At 48.9% G+C, this 16,708-nt stretch carries 20 protein-coding genes; 5 read left to right on the top strand and 15 right to left on the bottom strand.

The window, feature by feature from the left end:
- The 8 genes from ACKOVI_RS01160 to ACKOVI_RS01125 all read right to left on the bottom strand — a co-directional run.
- A partial coding sequence (locus ACKOVI_RS01160) for a 2Fe-2S iron-sulfur cluster-binding protein (RefSeq protein ID WP_509602005.1) occupies positions 1-293 on the bottom strand: 293 nt, incomplete at its 3' end.
- Entirely contained in the window at positions 294-1,592 is a 1,299-nt protein-coding gene (gene nuoF / locus ACKOVI_RS01155; RefSeq protein WP_509602003.1) for an NADH-quinone oxidoreductase subunit NuoF, read from the bottom strand. It abuts the gene before it with no gap.
- The gene (gene nuoE / locus ACKOVI_RS01150) at positions 1,592-2,212 is read right to left on the bottom strand and encodes an NADH-quinone oxidoreductase subunit NuoE (protein ID WP_509602001.1); all 621 of its coding nucleotides are present in this window, start codon (positions 2,210-2,212) and stop codon (positions 1,592-1,594) included. The genes nuoF and nuoE overlap by 1 nt, the downstream gene beginning before the upstream one ends.
- Positions 2,212-3,546 (bottom strand): NADH-quinone oxidoreductase subunit D, encoded by a 1,335-nt coding sequence (locus ACKOVI_RS01145; RefSeq protein WP_509601999.1) that lies wholly within the window; start codon positions 3,544-3,546, stop codon positions 2,212-2,214. Before ACKOVI_RS01145 ends, nuoE begins: the two co-directional genes overlap by 1 nt.
- Complete coding sequence (locus ACKOVI_RS01140) at positions 3,543-4,187, bottom strand: NADH-quinone oxidoreductase subunit C (RefSeq protein WP_509601997.1); 645 nt, start codon at positions 4,185-4,187, stop codon at positions 3,543-3,545. The genes ACKOVI_RS01145 and ACKOVI_RS01140 overlap by 4 nt, the downstream gene beginning before the upstream one ends.
- Positions 4,188-4,760: a NuoB/complex I 20 kDa subunit family protein gene (locus tag ACKOVI_RS01135; protein WP_509601995.1), complete on the bottom strand. Its 573-nt coding sequence runs from the start codon at positions 4,758-4,760 to the stop codon at positions 4,188-4,190. It lies immediately after the preceding gene.
- A gap of 3 nt (positions 4,761-4,763) precedes the next feature.
- Positions 4,764-5,129, bottom strand: a complete 366-nt coding sequence (locus tag ACKOVI_RS01130; protein ID WP_509601993.1) for an NADH-quinone oxidoreductase subunit A — start codon at positions 5,127-5,129, stop codon at positions 4,764-4,766.
- Positions 5,130-5,197: 68 nt separating this feature from the next.
- Positions 5,198-5,899, bottom strand: coding sequence for a demethylmenaquinone methyltransferase (locus ACKOVI_RS01125; protein WP_509601991.1), 702 nt, complete (start codon positions 5,897-5,899; stop codon positions 5,198-5,200).
- Between the two features lie 66 nt (positions 5,900-5,965).
- Between ACKOVI_RS01125 and ACKOVI_RS01120 the strand changes: the two genes are divergently transcribed.
- Entirely contained in the window at positions 5,966-6,562 is a 597-nt protein-coding gene (locus tag ACKOVI_RS01120; protein ID WP_509601989.1) for a biotin transporter BioY, read from the top strand.
- Positions 6,563-6,586: 24 nt separating this feature from the next.
- Positions 6,587-7,804, top strand: a complete 1,218-nt coding sequence (locus tag ACKOVI_RS01115) for an isochorismate synthase (protein ID WP_509601987.1) — start codon at positions 6,587-6,589, stop codon at positions 7,802-7,804.
- Here ACKOVI_RS01115 and menD read toward each other — a convergent pair.
- From menD to menB, 3 genes are read right to left on the bottom strand one after another with little or no spacing between them, the layout of a single operon-like run.
- Positions 7,801-9,375 (bottom strand): 2-succinyl-5-enolpyruvyl-6-hydroxy-3-cyclohexene-1-carboxylic-acid synthase, encoded by a 1,575-nt coding sequence (gene menD, locus ACKOVI_RS01110; protein ID WP_509601985.1) that lies wholly within the window; start codon positions 9,373-9,375, stop codon positions 7,801-7,803. The two genes, ACKOVI_RS01115 and menD, sit on opposite strands and share 4 nt — an antisense overlap.
- Complete coding sequence (locus tag ACKOVI_RS01105) at positions 9,375-10,325, bottom strand: o-succinylbenzoate synthase (RefSeq protein ID WP_509601983.1); 951 nt, start codon at positions 10,323-10,325, stop codon at positions 9,375-9,377. Before ACKOVI_RS01105 ends, menD begins: the two co-directional genes overlap by 1 nt.
- 17 nt (positions 10,326-10,342) lie before the next feature.
- A complete protein-coding gene (menB, locus tag ACKOVI_RS01100) occupies positions 10,343-11,221 on the bottom strand; it encodes a 1,4-dihydroxy-2-naphthoyl-CoA synthase (RefSeq protein ID WP_509601981.1) in 879 nt (292 codons plus the stop codon).
- Between the two features lie 42 nt (positions 11,222-11,263).
- Here menB and ACKOVI_RS01095 point away from each other — a divergent pair, with 42 nt between their 5' ends.
- From ACKOVI_RS01095 to ACKOVI_RS01085, 3 genes are read left to right on the top strand one after another with little or no spacing between them, the layout of a single operon-like run.
- On the top strand, positions 11,264-12,322 hold the full coding sequence (locus ACKOVI_RS01095; protein ID WP_509601978.1) for an AMP-binding protein: 1,059 nt from the start codon (positions 11,264-11,266) through the stop codon (positions 12,320-12,322).
- Positions 12,315-13,169: a 1,4-dihydroxy-2-naphthoate polyprenyltransferase gene (locus tag ACKOVI_RS01090; RefSeq protein ID WP_509601976.1), complete on the top strand. Its 855-nt coding sequence runs from the start codon at positions 12,315-12,317 to the stop codon at positions 13,167-13,169. Before ACKOVI_RS01095 ends, ACKOVI_RS01090 begins: the two co-directional genes overlap by 8 nt.
- Positions 13,162-13,416: a PLD nuclease N-terminal domain-containing protein gene (locus ACKOVI_RS01085; RefSeq protein WP_509601975.1), complete on the top strand. Its 255-nt coding sequence runs from the start codon at positions 13,162-13,164 to the stop codon at positions 13,414-13,416. Before ACKOVI_RS01090 ends, ACKOVI_RS01085 begins: the two co-directional genes overlap by 8 nt.
- A gap of 1 nt (position 13,417) precedes the next feature.
- Here the strand turns inward: ACKOVI_RS01085 and ccsB are convergent, their stop codons facing one another.
- The 4 genes from ccsB to ACKOVI_RS01065 all read right to left on the bottom strand — a co-directional run.
- On the bottom strand, positions 13,418-14,341 hold the full coding sequence (gene ccsB / locus ACKOVI_RS01080; protein ID WP_509601973.1) for a c-type cytochrome biogenesis protein CcsB: 924 nt from the start codon (positions 14,339-14,341) through the stop codon (positions 13,418-13,420).
- Positions 14,341-15,798, bottom strand: a complete 1,458-nt coding sequence (resB, locus tag ACKOVI_RS01075) for a cytochrome c biogenesis protein ResB (RefSeq protein ID WP_509601971.1) — start codon at positions 15,796-15,798, stop codon at positions 14,341-14,343. The genes ccsB and resB overlap by 1 nt, the downstream gene beginning before the upstream one ends.
- The gene (locus tag ACKOVI_RS01070) at positions 15,798-16,523 is read right to left on the bottom strand and encodes a cytochrome c biogenesis CcdA family protein (protein WP_509601969.1); all 726 of its coding nucleotides are present in this window, start codon (positions 16,521-16,523) and stop codon (positions 15,798-15,800) included. The genes resB and ACKOVI_RS01070 overlap by 1 nt, the downstream gene beginning before the upstream one ends.
- The coding region (locus ACKOVI_RS01065) for a TlpA family protein disulfide reductase (protein WP_509601967.1) at positions 16,520-16,708 on the bottom strand (189 nt) is incomplete at its 5' end. The genes ACKOVI_RS01065 and ACKOVI_RS01070, both read right to left, overlap by 4 nt.

Below are 16,708 nucleotides of genomic sequence, written 5' to 3'. Positions count from 1 at the left end.
GCCTTATCTGCAACTGGTGATGTGAGCTGAGTCTTAACGATCATATTTGGCTCAACCGGGATGGTGCATGATGCCTGTGGCTTGGGGAACGCGCGGCCGTTGATTTCAACATCAACGAGACACTGACGACATGCGCCTACTGGATCGAGGAGTGGATGATCACAGAAACGAGGAATCTGAATTCCAAGCTTTTCTGCTGCGCGGATGATGAGAGTGCCCTTTGGCACTGTAACCTCAAAACCATCAATGACGACGGTGATCATTTCAACCTGTGTTACTTCAGCCGTTGTCATTTATTTAGCCTCCGCAAAGAGTGTTGACTTTGATGCATCGAATGGGCAGCCGCCGCCAGTGACGTGGGCGATGTACTCATCACGGAAATACTTGATCGATGATGTGATTGATGAAGTTGCACCATCACCAAGCGCACAGAATGAACGGCCCATGATGTTGTCGCAGAGATCGAGAAGCTTCTGAAGATCCGCCTCTGTTCCCTTACCTTCTTCAAGATCACGGAGAATCTGCACCAACCACCATGTGCCTTCGCGACATGGTGTGCACTTTCCGCATGACTCGTGCTTGTAGAACTCTGTCCAACGCAATACTGCACGGACTACGCACGTTGTCTCATCAAAGATTTGAAGAGCTTTTGTACCAAGCATGGAACCTGCTGCTGCAACACCTTCATAATCAAGCGGAACATCGAGATGTTCATCTGTGAAAATTGGAGTTGATGACCCACCTGGAGTCCAGAACTTCAACTTATGACCGTTACGAACTCCACCTGCGAGTTCAAGGATTTGGCGAAGTGTGATTCCGAGTGGTGCTTCAAACTGTCCTGGGTTATTTACGTGACCCGAGAGCGAGTAAAGAGTTGCACCCTTTGACTTCTCTGTACCCATTGATTGGTACCACTCTGCGCCGTTGGCAACAATTGCAGGAACTGCCGAGATTGACTCAACATTGTTGACGACAGTTGGACGTGCATAGAGACCAGCAATCGCTGGGAATGGTGGACGAAGTCGTGGTTGACCACGGAAACCTTCCAGTGAATCAAGGAGGGCTGTCTCTTCACCGCAGATATAAGCACCTGCTCCAATGTGAAGAACAAGATCAACATCGTGGCCTGTTCCAAAAACATTCTTTCCGAGATAGCCAGCTTTATAGGCATCTGCAATCGCCTTATTGAGGCGACGAGCGACATGTGTTACCTCGCCGCGAATATAGATAAAAGCATGCTTTGCACGAATTGCATAGGCAGCGATGATGACGCCCTCAACAAGAACATGTGGATTCGCCATCAATAGCGGCATGTCCTTACATGTTCCTGGTTCTGATTCATCGGCGTTAACAACCAGGTAGTGCTCTTTGTTATCGCCCTGTGGGATAAAGCCCCACTTCATGCCGGTTGGGAAGCCTGCACCGCCACGACCGCGAAGTCCTGAATCTTTGACAAGTTGGATAAGAGCATCAGGATCCATAGCAAGTGCTTTTTGAGCTGCCTGGTATCCACCGTTGCGCTTGTATGCATCGATTGTGAATGAATCTTTCTCATCCCAATGTGCTGAAAGGACGGGAGTTAATAGCGACATTACTTTCCTTCCTTTGCGAGCTTGAGACCAAGAAGTGTTGGTGCACCTGCTTGAACACCTTCTTCTGCAAGTCCATCATCGAGACCTGCAAGAACTGCAGATGCTTCTTTAAAAGTCACGAGGCGGCTTGGTCCGCGAGTTGGTGCTGGTGGATTTCCTGCACGAGCTCCATCAACAAGTGCTTTCGCTGATTCGACAGTCTGGTTGTCGTAGAACTCCCAGTTAGCCATCACAACTGGCGCATAATCACATGCTGCGTTGCACTCGATATGTTCGATTGAAACTTTTCCATCATCGGTTACGCCATCATTTTCAAGACCAAGATGTTCCTTGAGAGCCTCGAGAATCTGATCTCCACCCATGATTGCGCACAAAGTATTTGTGCAGACACCGATGTGATATTCACCGGTTGGCTTGCGCTTGTACTGTGTATAGAAAGTTGCAACAGCAGAAACTTCTGCAGTTTCAATCTCAAGAACTGATGAAATTGTTTCGATACCTTCATTGGTGACATAGCCAGATACTGATTGCACGTAGTGCAACAACGGCATAATTGCAGAACGCTTACGTGGATAACGAGCCACGATTGAGTTCATGACATCCAAATTAAGAGTTGTCATTAGCGGTCCACGCCTCCCATAACAGGATCGATAGATGCAACAGCACCGATGATGTCGGCAACCATTCCACCTTCGCTCATTGCAGATGTTGATTGAAGATTGTTAAACGATGGCTCACGGAAGTGAACGCGATAAGGCTTTGTTCCACCGTCCGAGACGACATGCGCTGCGAGCTCACCGCGTGGTGATTCAACGGCTGCATATGCCTGACCTGCAGGAACACGGAATCCCTCTGTCACGAGCTTGAAGTGGTGAATAAGCGATTCCATGGAAGAACCCATGATTTCGCGGATGTGATCCAAAGAGTTTCCAAGGCCATCTGCACCTAGCGCAAGCTGTGCCGGCCAGGCAATCTTCTTATCGGCAACCATGACTGGCTGACCTTCTGTTGCATCAAGCTTTTCAATTGCTTGTTCAATGATGCGCAATGACTGCTCAAGTTCTGCCATTCGAATCAAGAAGCGGCCATATACATCGCAGGTATCAGCTGTGATGACATCGAATTCGTAATTCTCATAGCCGCAATACGGCTGCATCTTGCGAAGATCCCAAGGAAGACCAGTTGAACGAAGTACAGGTCCTGTGATTCCTAGCGCTGTACAACCTGCGAGATCGAGATATCCGATTCCTTCGGTGCGCTTCATCCAGATTGTGTTGCCCACCAAGAGGCGTTCGTTATCTTTAAAGTTCTTGCGGAGTTCTTTTACCAAGTCGCGAAGACGAGATGTCATGCCTACTGGAAGATCTTGTTGGACTCCACCTGGACGTACATAGGCCATGTTCATACGAAGACCTGTGATCGCTTCAAATGTATCGAGTACGGCTTCGCGCTCGCGGAATGCAAAGAACATTGGTCCCATTGCGCCAAGTTCGAGAGCACCGGTACCGAGTGCAACCATGTGAGATGAAATTCGGTTGAGCTCCATCATCAACACGCGGATGATCGAAGCACGCTCTGGAATATCGTTGGTAATTCCGAGCAACTTCTCAATTGCTAAGCAGTATGCAGTCTCATTGAAGATTGGTGCGAGGTAGTCCATACGCGTTGCAAATGTTGTTCCCTGTGTCCAAGAGCGGTATTCCATGTTCTTTTCAATACCTGTGTGGAGGTATCCAATACCTGGGCGAACTTCTGTAACTGTCTCGCCTTCGAGCTCGAGAACAAGGCGTAGAACTCCATGGGTGGATGGGTGCTGAGGACCCATGTTGACGATGATGCGCTCTTCTTTTGTCTCGCCAATTTCAGATACGAGTGAATCCCAATCGCCACCCGTAACTGAGTAAACAGTTCCTTCAGTGGTTTCGCGAGTTGCTGCATATGGATCGAATGTCACTTGTAAGACCTCCGGTTATGTGGAGCCGGTGTTGTTGCACCCTTGTATTCCACTGCAATTCCGCCGAGTGGGTAATCCTTACGTTGTGGATGTCCATCCCAGTCATCTGGCATCAAGATGCGAGTAAGACCTGGATGTCCGTCGAAGATAATTCCGAACATGTCGTAAGTCTCGCGCTCATGCCAGTTGTTTCCACCGTAAACCTCAACCAATGAAGGAATGTGCGGGTCGGTCTCTGAAGTACATACTTCAAGACGAATGCGCTGGTTCTTTGTCATGGAGAGCAATGGATAAACAGCTACGAGTTCACATCCTGTGCGATCTGGGTAGTGAACACCAGAAACACCCATGCACATTTCGAAGAGCAACTTATCGCGAAGAATCTTTGCAACTTCAACGAGGCGATGCTTCTTGATGTGAAGTGTGATTTCACCACGATCAACAACGACCTTTGTAATTGCATCTGCGAAATCTGGATATGCGCGCTCGAGATCATCTGCGAGCTGATCAAAGTAGCCACCGTACGGGCGCTCTGTTGAACCTGGGTTTGCAACTGTGCGAACTAATCCACCATAACCTGATGTATCGCCAGTTCCTGCAACGCCGAACATGCCACTAGTGACATCGTGATTGGAAGTCATTTACGCAAACATCCCTTCGTGTGGGAGATTGCCAAGCTGGATAGTTGGCTTTGCCTTTAAAGCAGCTTCTTCTACTGCTTTTATGACTGCTTCGCGGTTTGCACCGAGCTTTGTATCTGAAATTTGTTCGTGCAATTTAATGATTGCATCCATCAACTGCTCTGGACGTGGTGGGCAACCCGGAAGATAAATATCAACTGGCACGACGTGATCCACTCCTTGCACGATCGCGTAGTTATTAAACATTCCACCTGAAGATGCACATGCGCCCATGGAGATAACCCACTTTGGCGCTGTCATTTGATCGTAAATCTGTCGAAGAACTGGTGCCATCTTCTGTGACACGCGTCCTGCAACAATCATCAAATCTGCCTGACGAGGTGATGCACTAAAACGTTCCATGCCGAATCGAGAAATGTCGTGCTTGGGTGATGAACCCAGCGCCATCATCTCAATCGCGCAGCATGCAAGGCCGAATGTTGCTGGCCATACAGAGCTCTTGCGCATATAACCTGCAAGACCTTCAACAGTTGAGAGAAGTACTCCGCTAGGTAACTTTTCTTCTAGGCCCATGGGTTAGTCCCATTCCAATCCGCCACGTCGCCAAACGTATGCATATGCAACGAATACCGTTGCGATAAAGATTCCCATCTCCACGAGACCGAAGAGTCCGAGCGCGTCGAATGTAACTGCCCATGGATAGAGGAAGACGATTTCAATATCGAAGACAATAAATAACATTGCGGTGAGGAAGTACTTCACTGGAAAGCGTCCGCCTTCGAGAGCTTGTGGTGAAGGTTCAATTCCGCACTCGTACGCCTCTTGCTTTGCGCGGTTGTAACGAGCCGGACCAGTAATGGCTGCAATGCCGACCGAGAAGGCGGCGAAGCCAAATCCAATCGCAAAGAGAACGATGATGGGCAGATATGGATTAGCGCTCACGAAAGGTAAGTCTAGGCCGTACTTTCGGTTGTTGAAATCGCTACGGCTTCACAGCCATGTGAACTGCGTCAAAGCCCTTCGGGCTTTACCGCCATGTGAACTGCGACAACTCCACCCGTCAGGTTTTTGATAGCAACCTCTGACCAACCAGATTTTTCAATAATGGCAGCGAGCGCCGCCTGATCTGGCCAGGCCTTGATGGATTCAGCGAGGTAAACGTAGGCATCTGGATTAGAGGCGGTCTTCTTGGCAATCCAGGGCAGGGCGCTCATGAGGTAATTGGTATAAATGGTACGAAATGGACGCCAGGTAGGGGCTGAGAACTCGACAATGACGATGCGCCCGCCTGGACGGACGACACGAAGGGCCTCTTTCAGCGCAGATTCAGTCTTATGGGTATTGCGCAGCCCGAAGGAGATTGTGTAGAGATCGAAGGAGTTATCCCCAAATGGGAGGTTGAGGGCATCGGCAAGCTGGAAATTCAGGTAGGGGCGCTGCTTCTTGCCAGCATCGAGCATTCCCTGGGAGAAATCAGCTGAGGTGACTTCGGCGCCGGCCTTAAAGAGAGGTTCTGAGCTCGCCCCTGGACCTGCTGCCATATCGAGGATCTTCATCCCTGGGCGCGGATCGATCAGCTTGGTGACCTTCTTCCGCCAGCGCTTGGTCTGGCCGAGGCTCAAAAGATCGTTGACGAGGTCATAGCGCTTTGCCACGCCATCGAACATCTTGGCGACTTCCTCAGGGTTCTTATCCATATGCGCTCGCGACATGTGGGTAGTCTGGCGCAAAGGTAGGCTTTGCTACAACTTTTATTTGAGTGTCAGTCGAGGAGAAAAATGTCATCTACAGCAACACTTCGTTCAGCAGTTGCACCACGAAGCACCGCTCTGACACATGCTCTCTTTATCGTCGGTGGCGTCGCATTTATCTCTGCGATGGCTCAGGTGTCAGTTCCTGTTCCGGGATCACCTGTTCCGGTAACGGGTCAGACACTTGCAGCGCTATTAGTAGGAACGACATACGGCGCTCGCCTTGGATTTACAACATTCGCAACATATTTGTTTGCTGGAATTGTAGGAGCGCCAATCTTCGCTCCATCTGCAACATCTGCCAACCACGGCATTGATCGCGTTATGGGAGCAACAGGTGGCTACCTCGTCGGCATGCTCGCTGCATCACTCCTGCTTGGTTACCTCGCAGATCGCAAAGCTGATCAGAAGTTCGTAACATCTTTTCCAGCACTACTTCTCGGCGAAGTTGTCATCTTTGGAATTGGACTTCTCTGGCTTCACCAGTCACTCGGTATCACTTGGGCGAAGACTCTTGAATTTGGTTTTACACCATTCATCTTCGGTGAAATGCTTAAGATTGCAATCGTTGGAACAACTCTGCCACTCATCTGGCGCAAGATTTCCCAGACTCTCAACAAATAAGACGCTTAATAAGTAATCTTATAAATGCCCTCACTAGTTCCGGTCACAACCAATCGCATTGGTGCCCACCTCCCTCTACTTCAATTACTGCCTGATAGCGCTCCTTATTCATGGGTTCGTGGCGGTGAAGGGATTGTCGGTTGGGGCGAATACGCATCGATAAGGGTTTCAGGAAAAGATCGCTTCGATCAGGTGCGCACCTGGTGGCATCAACAACTTGAGACTTTCTCCGTATCCAATGCAGTCCATGGCAGCGGTACTGGCCCGGTTCTCTTTACCTCATTTAGCTTCGACCGCAATGAGGAATCTATTGCGGTAATCCCCCGGGTCATCGTTGGTAAAAAGGGCGAGAACTCTTGGATTACCTGGATTGGCAGTGATGCGCAGCCTCTACTTGCCGATGCTGCACCAGAATATTCAGAACAAGACTTTCAATGGCATCAAGGCACGCTGAGTGAACAACAGTGGGAGACTCGAGTTGCACAAGCGATTGCAAAGATTAATAAATCTGAAATCGATAAAGTAGTTCTCGCTCGCGATCTCATTGCGACAACCGATAAGGCGATTGATGTTCGTCCGGTTCTCAGTAAATTGGCAGCAAACTATCCAGCAACCTGGGTCTTCTCAGTTGATGGGTTGATTGGTGCAACCCCAGAACTCTTGCTACGCCTTTCGCGTGGCATGGTCACATCACGCGTTCTTGCAGGAACTATTCCTAAGACCGGTGATGATGCTCGCGATCTTGCGCTCTCGGGATCACTTGCCCGTTCATCAAAAGATTTAGAAGAACACGAATATGCAGTGCGCTCTGTCGCAGAAGCGCTCGAGCCCTTCTGCTCGTCAACAAACGTTCCTGAAGCTCCCTTTGTATTGCACTTAGCGAATGTCATGCATCTTGCAACCGATGTGACTGGTGCGCTCCTCGAATCAAAGCATCATGTCGATGCCTTTGCACTCCTTAAGTCTCTGCATCCATCTGCTGCCGTATGCGGAACACCGCGCAATATTGCTTTCGATGTTATCGATGAGATTGAAGGCATGAACCGGGGTCGATATGCCGGACCTGTCGGCTGGATTGATGCACGAGGAGATGGAGAACTCGGAATCGCTCTACGTTCTGGCCAAGTCACCGGCAACGAGATTCGCATCTTTGCTGGCTGTGGAATTGTTGCGGGATCAGATCCCGTGGTTGAACTTGCCGAAAGCAATGCCAAGTTCAGCGCGATGAAATCTGCTCTCTAAAGAGAGTCCATCGAGGAGTAAATAGCCTGCAAGTTATCGGCATTGCTCTCGCGGTCCGGAACATTGACCACAACAAGCGATAGACCGACTACGGGCTTAGAAAGTTCAGCAATGAGCTCTGATTGCTTTTCGACAGTTGAGGTCATCAACCCAAATGCTTGAGCAATCTTTGCAATATCGAGGTCATGCGGCGTTCCGAAGATTGTTTCAAAACCATCAACTCCGCGGTGTGGAAGTGTCGAAAAGATTCCTCCACCATTGTTGTTGATGACAATAATTTTAAGATTGATGTCTTCTTGATGAATCAGCCCGGTGATGTCGTGCAAGAAACTCAAATCGCCTAAGACAGCAATAGTTTCCTCGCGTTGCGATGCGATGCCGAGCGCAGTCGAGATATTTCCATCAATGCCTGCCAGGCCGCGATTTGCAAAGGTTTCAACGCCGCTACGAGCAGTTGCAAAGCCTTCGATATCGCGAATGGGGCGAGATGATGAAACAAAGAGCGCTGTACCAGTTGGAATGCCGACTCCGATTTCGCGTGCCACAAGAGCTTCAGACCAAGTAGAGAAATCTGCAACTTTCTTGGAAGCACGTGATGAGTACTTCTTCCAACGTTCTGCATATTCAGAATCAGCAGGTTGAACTTCGATCAAGGGAAGAGCAGAAAACTTTTGATCTGCAACGCGATCGCTATCGACTGTCAGAATGCGAGGGTCAATCACGATGGTCTTGCGTGCTGTTGAAATCAATCGGTTGATTGAACGTGACAAAGTTGTGCGGCCAATCACGACGACGGTGTCTGGAACTAATTCATCCGTGATGGTCTTCGATGTCAGAAAGAGACTCGCATGTGAAAGTGCATCTGGGAAAGAGAGCGGATCTTCAGCAATCACGGGCCAGCCGAGTGATTGTGAAAATTCCTCGACCTCTTTAATGCTCAATCCACCGCGATCATGGCCGATTACTAGTACTCCGCGAGTGGACTTTGTATAGAAAGTTCCCGCCTCTTTCCGTGTGAAATCCTGTGGTGGAGTAACCGTGATTTTCTCTAGCCAGTCGCCTTCTTCATCAGGGCTGAGAGGTTCTGGAAACTGCACATTGATATGGACTGGCCCAGATTTCAGTGAGTTAAATGGAAGTTCCATGGGGTAAGCCGGGCCTGATACATCTGCAAAGTAGCGAACAGCTTTTCCAAATATTCGTGCCTGCTCAGTTGTTTGATTTGCACCTGTTCGTCGTAACTCTGCTGGTCGATCTGCAGTGATGACCAAGAGCGGAAGATTTGAATGTGATGCTTCAAGAATTGCTGGGTGGTAATTGGCAACAGCTGTTCCAGATGTGCAGATGACTGGTACTGGGCGACCACTTGCCTTAGCGATTCCAAGGGCAAAGAAAGCCGCTGTGCGCTCATCAATACGAGTGTGCAAAGTAATCAGGTTCTTCTTGCTCGCTTCAAAGAGCGCGATAGTCAGTGGTGCATTGCGTGAACCCGGAGAGATGACGGCATCAGTGACTCCTGCCTGAACAATCTGGCGAACAATTGAACGCGCAAGCGTTGTGGAGGTATTCATTAAAGTCCAAGTTCTTTCGCACATCGCATGGCGCGATTCTTCCACCATTCGAAGCGATCTGGCGCCACTTCGAGGCCATCGAGATTTACCTCTAGGGATTTCAGTGCAATAGAGCCATTAGTTATCGGAAGTGAATCTACATCCTTGGAAATTAACGAACCTGTAGCCAAGCCGCAATCAAAGGAAAGGTCCTTGATTGAAGCGGCGAGCTCGAGTCCGTAATTGATTCCCACTGCACTTTCAAGAGCGCTGGAGACAACTACGGGCAATTCATGGTGTGTAGCTATTTCAATCGAGCGAGTTATTCCGCCAAGTGGCTGAACTTTAAGCATCACATAATCTGCAGCACCATTAAGGTCTACAGCAAAGGGATTGAGTGCCTTTCGAATAACTTCATCTGCTGCAATCTTGAGATTGAAATCCGCACGTGACTTCAATTCACGCAGTTCTTCAACTGTTGCACATGGTTGCTCAACGTATTGAATCTCCCCAATTTCATCGTTGATGGTGGAGAGATTCTTAAGTGCATCAGCTACCGACCAGAGACCGTTCACATCCAATCGGATTGCTGCGCTGGGGCGCAGAGTGCGCAGCAACTGAAGACGAATGAGATCTTCGTTGAGGTTCTCCCCCACTTTGACTTTAAATGTTGCGCACCCTGGATAGCTTTCAATGATTTCTTTAAGACGATTGCCGTCAGAAATTGCAGGGATGGTGCCATTGACGGGAATGGACTCACGATATCGCTGGGGCCTTGGTTGTGTAGCCGCTTCAACTGCAGCTGCTAGCCAACGTGAAGATTCTTGATCGTCGTACTCAAGAAAGGGTGAGAACTCCCCCCATCCATATTCGCCCTGAAAGAGAGCAACTTCTCGCACCGTAACTCCACGAAAGTTTGTCTTCATAGGAAGCGCAACAACGCGCAAGGTAGAGAGAAGTTGATCAAACATATTTATAGACCCAAGCTCTAAGGACGTCGCGGGAACTTTCCAAAGTCTGGCTTGCGCTTCTCTTTATATGCATCGCGACCTTCTTGCCCCTCTTCACTTAAGTAGAACAAGAGCGTTGCATCTCCTGCGAGCTGCTGGATTCCCGCAAGTCCATCATCTGCAGCGTTCATGCTCGCCTTCAATAGTCGAAGCGCCATTGGGCTGTTCTGCAACATCTCGCGGCACCAGGAAACTGTTTCAGCCTCGAGCTCTGCAAGTGGAACAACTGTGTTGACCAATCCCATATCGAGCGCTTCTTGTGCATCGTATTGTCGTGTCATAAACCAAATTTCACGAGCTTTCTTCTGGCCAACGTTACGTGCAAGAAGTCCTGAACCATAACCGCCATCAAAAGAGCCCACCATCGGACCTGTCTGGCCAAACTTTGCATTATCTGCAGCAATGGAGAGATCGCAGACGACGTGAAGTACATGTCCACCACCAATTGCCCAACCAGCAATCATTGCAACAACAGGTTTCGGTGTGCGACGGATCTGCACTTGAAGGTCCAACACATTGAGGCGACCCATACCTTGCTTACCAAGATCATCGTCACCAACATATCCATCATCGCCACGAACGCTGATATCGCCACCAGAACAGAATGCTTCTGTGCCTTCACCAGTAAAGATGATGACTCCGACTTCAGAGTTATCGCGCGCTAAGTCGAATGCTTGCTTCAACTCAATAATTGTTTGTGGACGGAAGGCATTGCGAACGTGAGGTCGATTGATAGTAATTTTCGCCATTCCATCGGCGGTCTCATACTTAATATCAGTGAAATTCTCACCTCCACGAGCGGTTGCCCATGCTGGGATGCTGCGGTCACCAAAATCACGCTTAATCGGCTTGCTCACGATTCCTCCATTGTTGAGTACGGGCGATAGCCTACGCGGGCAATGGAGCAAAACGCACAACGAGAAGTTCGCACAGTCGATTCCGCATGGAGCCTGAGCGAGTTAATGGCCCGTATCGCAAAGGCCCTCGTATCAGATGGCCCCGCTCTTGCACTGAGCCCAATATCTATTGATGCAGTTTCGTCGCGCACCGCCCTCGTTGTTACAACAACAGGTAGCTCGGGAACGCCAAAAGAAATTGCTCTCTCAGCTTCTGCTCTTCTGACTTCAGCAAGAGCGTCCAATAAATACATTAGTGCTGAGTTTGGAAATACTTGGTCACTCCTTCTTCCTCTCAACCACATTGCTGGGATCAATGTTCTTATTCGCTCTCTTGAATTAGGAACAACCCCCACTCATCTCATCGGTTACGAAGGTAAATATCCCAAGGTTGATTTCACTGCGATTGTTCCCACGCAGCTCTACCGTGCACTTCACGGAGACGAGAATCTTCTCGAGCACTTAATGAGTGCGCGCGCAGTATTGGTGGGTGGCGCAGCGCTGACATCTCAACTTCGTTCACAGGCTGAATCTCTTGGCATCAATCTCATTGAAACCTATGGATCGACCGAGACTTCTGGTGGTTGTGTTTATAACGGAACTCCACTTGAAGGCGTTGAAGTGAGAATCGCTGATGACTCAAGAATTTCGATTAAAGGAAAGGTTCTTGCCAACGAGCTCGCAGATGACGATGGTTGGTATGCAACCTCTGATGCCGGACATTTTGAGGGCGAAAAGTTGGTTGTCGATGGTCGCATTGATGACATCGTCATTACCGGCGGTGAGAACGTTTCACTGACTGCTATCGAACGAGTAATTCTCCAAACTTTCCCCGATCTTCAAGTAGCGGCATTTGCAGTACCTCACCCAGAATGGGGTCAGGCAATTCATTGCGCACTCGTAAGTGCAACAAGTGAGATTGAGGGGCAAATCCAAGAAGCGCTGCAACGTGAACTTGGCGCAGCCTCTAAAGTCAAAGCTTTTCACCATCTCTCAGAATTACCTTTACTCGGAATTGGCAAGGTAGATAAGAAGGCGCTCGAAAGGATTGCCCATGAATAAGTGGATTATCGGAGCGCGTCCTCGCACGCTACCTGCAGCCGTTGCTCCCGTTGCAGTCGCAACGGCCCTAGCAGCATCTGATGCATCAGCCCTGCCTGCGCTCTTGGCACTTCTTGTCAGTCTTGCACTGCAAATTGGCGTCAATTACGCAAACGATTACTCCGATGGAATTCGTGGAACCGATTCTGACCGGGTGGGTCCTACGCGAATTACTGCATCAGGACTTGCAACACCTGCATCAGTAAAGAGGGCAGCTTTTATCTCTTTTGCTGTTGCAGCAGTTGCAGGGTTGGCACTTGCTGCGATGACAAGTTGGTGGCTGATCGCAGTTGGGTTTGCAGCAATTCTCGCAGCATGGGGGTATACAGGTGGAAAGAATCCTTACGGATACATCGGCCTCGGCGAACTCTTTGTCTTTATCTTCTTTGGCGTCGTTGCAACAGTGGGTACGTACTTTGTGCAGACCGAAGAAGTCACCGCTGATTCGCTTTTGATTTCCATTCCCATGGGAACTTTCGCCTGCGCACTCCTTGCAATTAACAACATTCGAGATCGCGCACTCGATGCACCTGCTGGCAAGAAGACACTTGCTGTACGACTGGGTGATCGAAAGGCGCGTGGCTTCTTTGCTCTTCTTATTGCACTTGGCTATGCGGCAACTATTGCATTGATGAATCCGTGGGCACTACTAACTCTGCTCACTCTTCCCATCGCAATCGGCTTGGTGCGTGGCGTTTTGGGCCAGGCACAAGGGCGAGAGCTAATTCCATTCTTGGCCAAGACCGGTCAGCTTCAACTTCTATTCTCCATACTTTTAAGCCTCGCACTACTATTAAGCCATGGCTAAATACATTGGCATAATCTCCATTGCATTAACTCTTTTTGCATTCGTAGATTGCGCAATGCGCGAAGACGTTCAGATCAAAAAGTTACCTAAGTGGGGTTGGTTGCTCGTAATTATTCTCTTTCCACCTTTTGGCTCAGTTGTCTACCTCGTTGCTGGCCGAACAGGAGTGCTTCAAAGACGTCCAAAGAAAAACAAGCCACGCATTATTCCTCCGGATGACAATCCAGATTTCTTGCGTGGTCTATAAATTACTTTTGATTAAGCCCGCTGTAAGTGTGCTTACCTGTGCCCCACACGTTGACGTAGACATAGTTAAATAAGAAGGTCGATCCCGCAAAGATGCAGAGCCATGCTGCTCTGCGTCCGCGCCAGCCAATGGTTACTCGTGCATGTAGATATGCGGCATAGGCAACCCAGGTAATAAATGCCCAGGTCTCTTTTGGATCCCAACCCCAGTAACGACCCCAAGCACTCTCGGCCCAGATTGCTCCAGCGATCACCGAAAAGGTCCACAGTGGGAAGACAAATGCAACCAAGCGATAGGAAAGTTGATCGAGCGTCTCTAAAGATGGAATACGAAGTGCCCAGACAGGACGTGCACCCAGCTCCTCGTAACGCTCTAGGAATAAGTACGCACCGGCAATCACATTTGCGAGCAAGAAGATTCCGCCACAGATGATTGCTGTTGAAACGTGGATGATTAACCAGGTTGACTTGAGTGCAGGAACAAGTGGCGCGCTATTGCGATAGAGCAATGTGATTGCAGTACCGAGCGTAAGCAGAACAGAGAATGAGATAAATAGACCTAACCAACGAAGATCATATTTACGAAGTGCAGCGAGATAGGCAAGTGAGAATGCAAATGCACCAGTGATGGAGAATTCGTACATATTTCCCCATGGTGCATGTCCTGCTGAAATGCCTCGCGCGATGATTCCTGCAAGCAAGAGCAACGTACCGAGCCCCATGAATGCAGTGGCGAGGCGGGCAGCCTTTTCGGTTCGCTTGTAATCAAGAGTCTTTATGAGCAGATTGCCATCGGTTGAATCTGCGTTCTGTGGTGCGCGCACGGCAAATGCAGTTTCAAATGCATGTGAGAGAAATGAGAGAGTAAAGAGCGCCATCGCTGAATAGACAAAGTTGTTTGAGACATATGCCCACGTTGTATTCATTACTTTACACTTTCTACTAATCGAGCGACTTCTTCTTCAAGCCCAGGAGCATTGTTCTTGGCTAGAGCGGCAACTTCAACTTGAGCTCCTGTGACCTTCACCCAGATGCGTCGGCGACGCCCGTAGAGAGATGAAAGCAAGCCGAGAATTGCAAGGATTGCGCCAAGGAGGGTGAATCCCTTACCTCTGTCATCAACTATTTGTAGGTTGACCCAAGGAGCGACACCCTCCAAAGTGATTGTTCCGCCTTCATATTGATAGCTTTCGCCGACTCCAACAGAGCCGAGAGCGAGTCTTTTCATCTTATCTGTATTAATTCTGTACACCGATTGCGGAATGCCTGAATTGAGGCCGAGATCGCCGCTCCAAATAGAGAAGAGCAATCGAGGGTTGAGAAGTTCTGGATAGATAGAAACTCCGCCCATGGTCTTAGTACGCTCAAAAGTAGGTAAGAACGATGCAACGAAACCTACCGGCGGCTGCGCATCCGGAACTTTGATGGCACCGATAGAACGTAGGTTTCCATCTTGTGGCAAAAATGGGACTGGTCCTTGAAAGGCAATCGTGCCTTGTGAATCGCGCACTGTAACAATCGGTGAATAGCCGTTGGCTTGAAGATAAACGCGAGTGCTACCAAAGGTCAGTGGTGAATTCACTTTGATAATCTGCTTCTGAGTAACGTCACCATTAGTTGTTGTTACATAGGCAGTGTAATCCTGAGGCATATTTGTTTTAGGGTCATATTTAGCAACAAATTTATCCACTGTTATCGTGAACTGACCTAGATCTGATTCTTTCGTTAACTTACCTAATCTGAGGTTGTCATAACTTGTGGGTACATTAACAAAACGTTCTCCTGTATTAACGATTGCTTCACCCTGCAAACCAAATAAAGAGCCGAAACTTATTCCAACTAAAATAAGGATGAGTGAAAGGTGAAAGAGTAAGTTTCCAGTCTCCCGAAGATAGCCCTTCTCCGCAGATATCGAGCCATCGCTTTTGCGGACTCTAAAACGATTCTTCTTAAACCAATTCTCTGCACGCTCAAGAGATGCGGCATCGCCAGCAAAGACTGTGTGGTGCTCCATGCGATTGAGATTCTTGGGTGTTACAGGAGGAAGCGCGCGCATTGCATGAAAGTGCTCGACTGCACGAGGAAGTACGCAGCCTATTAGTGAGATGAAGAGCAAGATATAAATGGCGCTAAACCATGGAGAGCCATAGACATCAAAGAGAGATAAGCGATCATAGAAAGGGGCGGTCCCTGGATGCTTCTCAAAGAAATCGCGGACAGCAATTGGATTGCTGGTGCGCTGTGGGATGACAGAGCCTGGAATCGCCGCGATTCCCATCATCAGCAAGAGAATCAGCGCAGTGCGCATACTTGTGAGCTGGCGCCAAGCAAAGCGGACGAGACCGAAAAAACCGAGCTCTGGAATTTCTACGTTATTGCTCATTAAATCACCGGCACATAGTTAGAGATGAGTGAGCGGAGGTTGATCATCAGATCAGACCACACGCCCGTAAATTGCATAAAGCCAATGACAATCAGAAGCACCCCTCCGACCTTGCTGATGAGAGAACCTCTCTTTACAAAGTAGGAACGAATTTTCTTGCTGCGATCGAGGAATAGCCCAGAGAGAATAAATGGAATCCCGAGTCCGATTGAATATCCGATTGACAGTATTGCACCTCTCGTTGCGCTTGATTCATTGAAGGCAAGCGTCTGAACGGTTGCAAGTGCTGGACCAATGCAAGGAGTCCAACCGATTCCAAAGAGTACGCCGAGCAGAGGAGCACCTGCGATGCCGCCGGTGGTAGAAATCTTTGGAGCAAAAGTCGGAGCAAAAGGAAAGAGACCTAAGAAGATTGCGCCCATCACAATAGTAAATACACCTAATATTTTTGTGATGATCTCTTCATTAGCTGCAATCTGACTTCCGAGTCCACCAAAGGCGAGACCAAATGATGCGAAGACAAAAGTAAAACCGAGAACGAAGAGCAATGATCCGAGAAGAACTTTCCCCTTTGTTGATGCAAAGCCAGTTGCATAGGCAACATAGCCAGGAACAAGCGGAAGAACACAAGGCGATAAAAATGAAATCAATCCTGCAAATACTGCAATAGGAAGAGCTGCAAGAAGCGTTCCACCAAATAACTGGTCGACTACAAAGCTTGTCATTCGCTCATCACCTTATTAAGAAGCTCTGTAAGGGATGCGATAGTGACCACGCCAGAAATGCGGCCTGCTACTAATCCATTCTTATCTAATACAAGAGTTGTGGGGATGGCATTTGCTGGAAGGGACTTACTAAATCCAATAAGAACAGAGTCATCAATCAGAGTTGGATATGGGCTCTTATTCTT

The organism is Candidatus Planktophila sp. (assembly GCF_046070465.1).
Classification (GTDB): Bacteria; Actinomycetota; Actinomycetes; order Nanopelagicales; family Nanopelagicaceae; genus Planktophila.
The sequence above is the reverse complement of the archived record's forward strand: the minus strand, read 5'-3'. Positions and strand labels throughout refer to the sequence as shown.

What these genes read in the sequence shown, in the direction of transcription:
- ACKOVI_RS01085 (WP_509601975.1), top strand. Translation starts at nt 13,162, where the DNA reads ATGGCTAAATACATTGGCATAATCTCCATTGCATTAACTCTTTTTGCA.
- nuoF (WP_509602003.1), bottom strand. Translation starts at nt 1,592, where the DNA reads ATGTCGCTATTAACTCCCGTCCTTTCAGCACATTGGGATGAGAAAGAT.
- ACKOVI_RS01115 (WP_509601987.1), top strand. Translation starts at nt 6,587, where the DNA reads ATGCCCTCACTAGTTCCGGTCACAACCAATCGCATTGGTGCCCACCTC.
- ACKOVI_RS01120 (WP_509601989.1), top strand. Translation starts at nt 5,966, where the DNA reads ATGTCATCTACAGCAACACTTCGTTCAGCAGTTGCACCACGAAGCACC.
- ACKOVI_RS01105 (WP_509601983.1), bottom strand. Translation starts at nt 10,325, where the DNA reads ATGTTTGATCAACTTCTCTCTACCTTGCGCGTTGTTGCGCTTCCTATG.
- ACKOVI_RS01095 (WP_509601978.1), top strand. Translation starts at nt 11,264, where the DNA reads ATGGAGCAAAACGCACAACGAGAAGTTCGCACAGTCGATTCCGCATGG.
- ACKOVI_RS01070 (WP_509601969.1), bottom strand. Translation starts at nt 16,523, where the DNA reads ATGACAAGCTTTGTAGTCGACCAGTTATTTGGTGGAACGCTTCTTGCA.
- nuoE (WP_509602001.1), bottom strand. Translation starts at nt 2,212, where the DNA reads ATGACAACTCTTAATTTGGATGTCATGAACTCAATCGTGGCTCGTTAT.
- menD (WP_509601985.1), bottom strand. Translation starts at nt 9,375, where the DNA reads ATGAATACCTCCACAACGCTTGCGCGTTCAATTGTTCGCCAGATTGTT.
- ACKOVI_RS01125 (WP_509601991.1), bottom strand. Translation starts at nt 5,899, where the DNA reads ATGTCGCGAGCGCATATGGATAAGAACCCTGAGGAAGTCGCCAAGATG.
- ccsB (WP_509601973.1), bottom strand. Translation starts at nt 14,341, where the DNA reads ATGAATACAACGTGGGCATATGTCTCAAACAACTTTGTCTATTCAGCG.
- ACKOVI_RS01090 (WP_509601976.1), top strand. Translation starts at nt 12,315, where the DNA reads ATGAATAAGTGGATTATCGGAGCGCGTCCTCGCACGCTACCTGCAGCC.
- resB (WP_509601971.1), bottom strand. Translation starts at nt 15,798, where the DNA reads ATGAGCAATAACGTAGAAATTCCAGAGCTCGGTTTTTTCGGTCTCGTC.
- ACKOVI_RS01140 (WP_509601997.1), bottom strand. Translation starts at nt 4,187, where the DNA reads ATGACTTCCAATCACGATGTCACTAGTGGCATGTTCGGCGTTGCAGGA.
- ACKOVI_RS01135 (WP_509601995.1), bottom strand. Translation starts at nt 4,760, where the DNA reads ATGGGCCTAGAAGAAAAGTTACCTAGCGGAGTACTTCTCTCAACTGTT.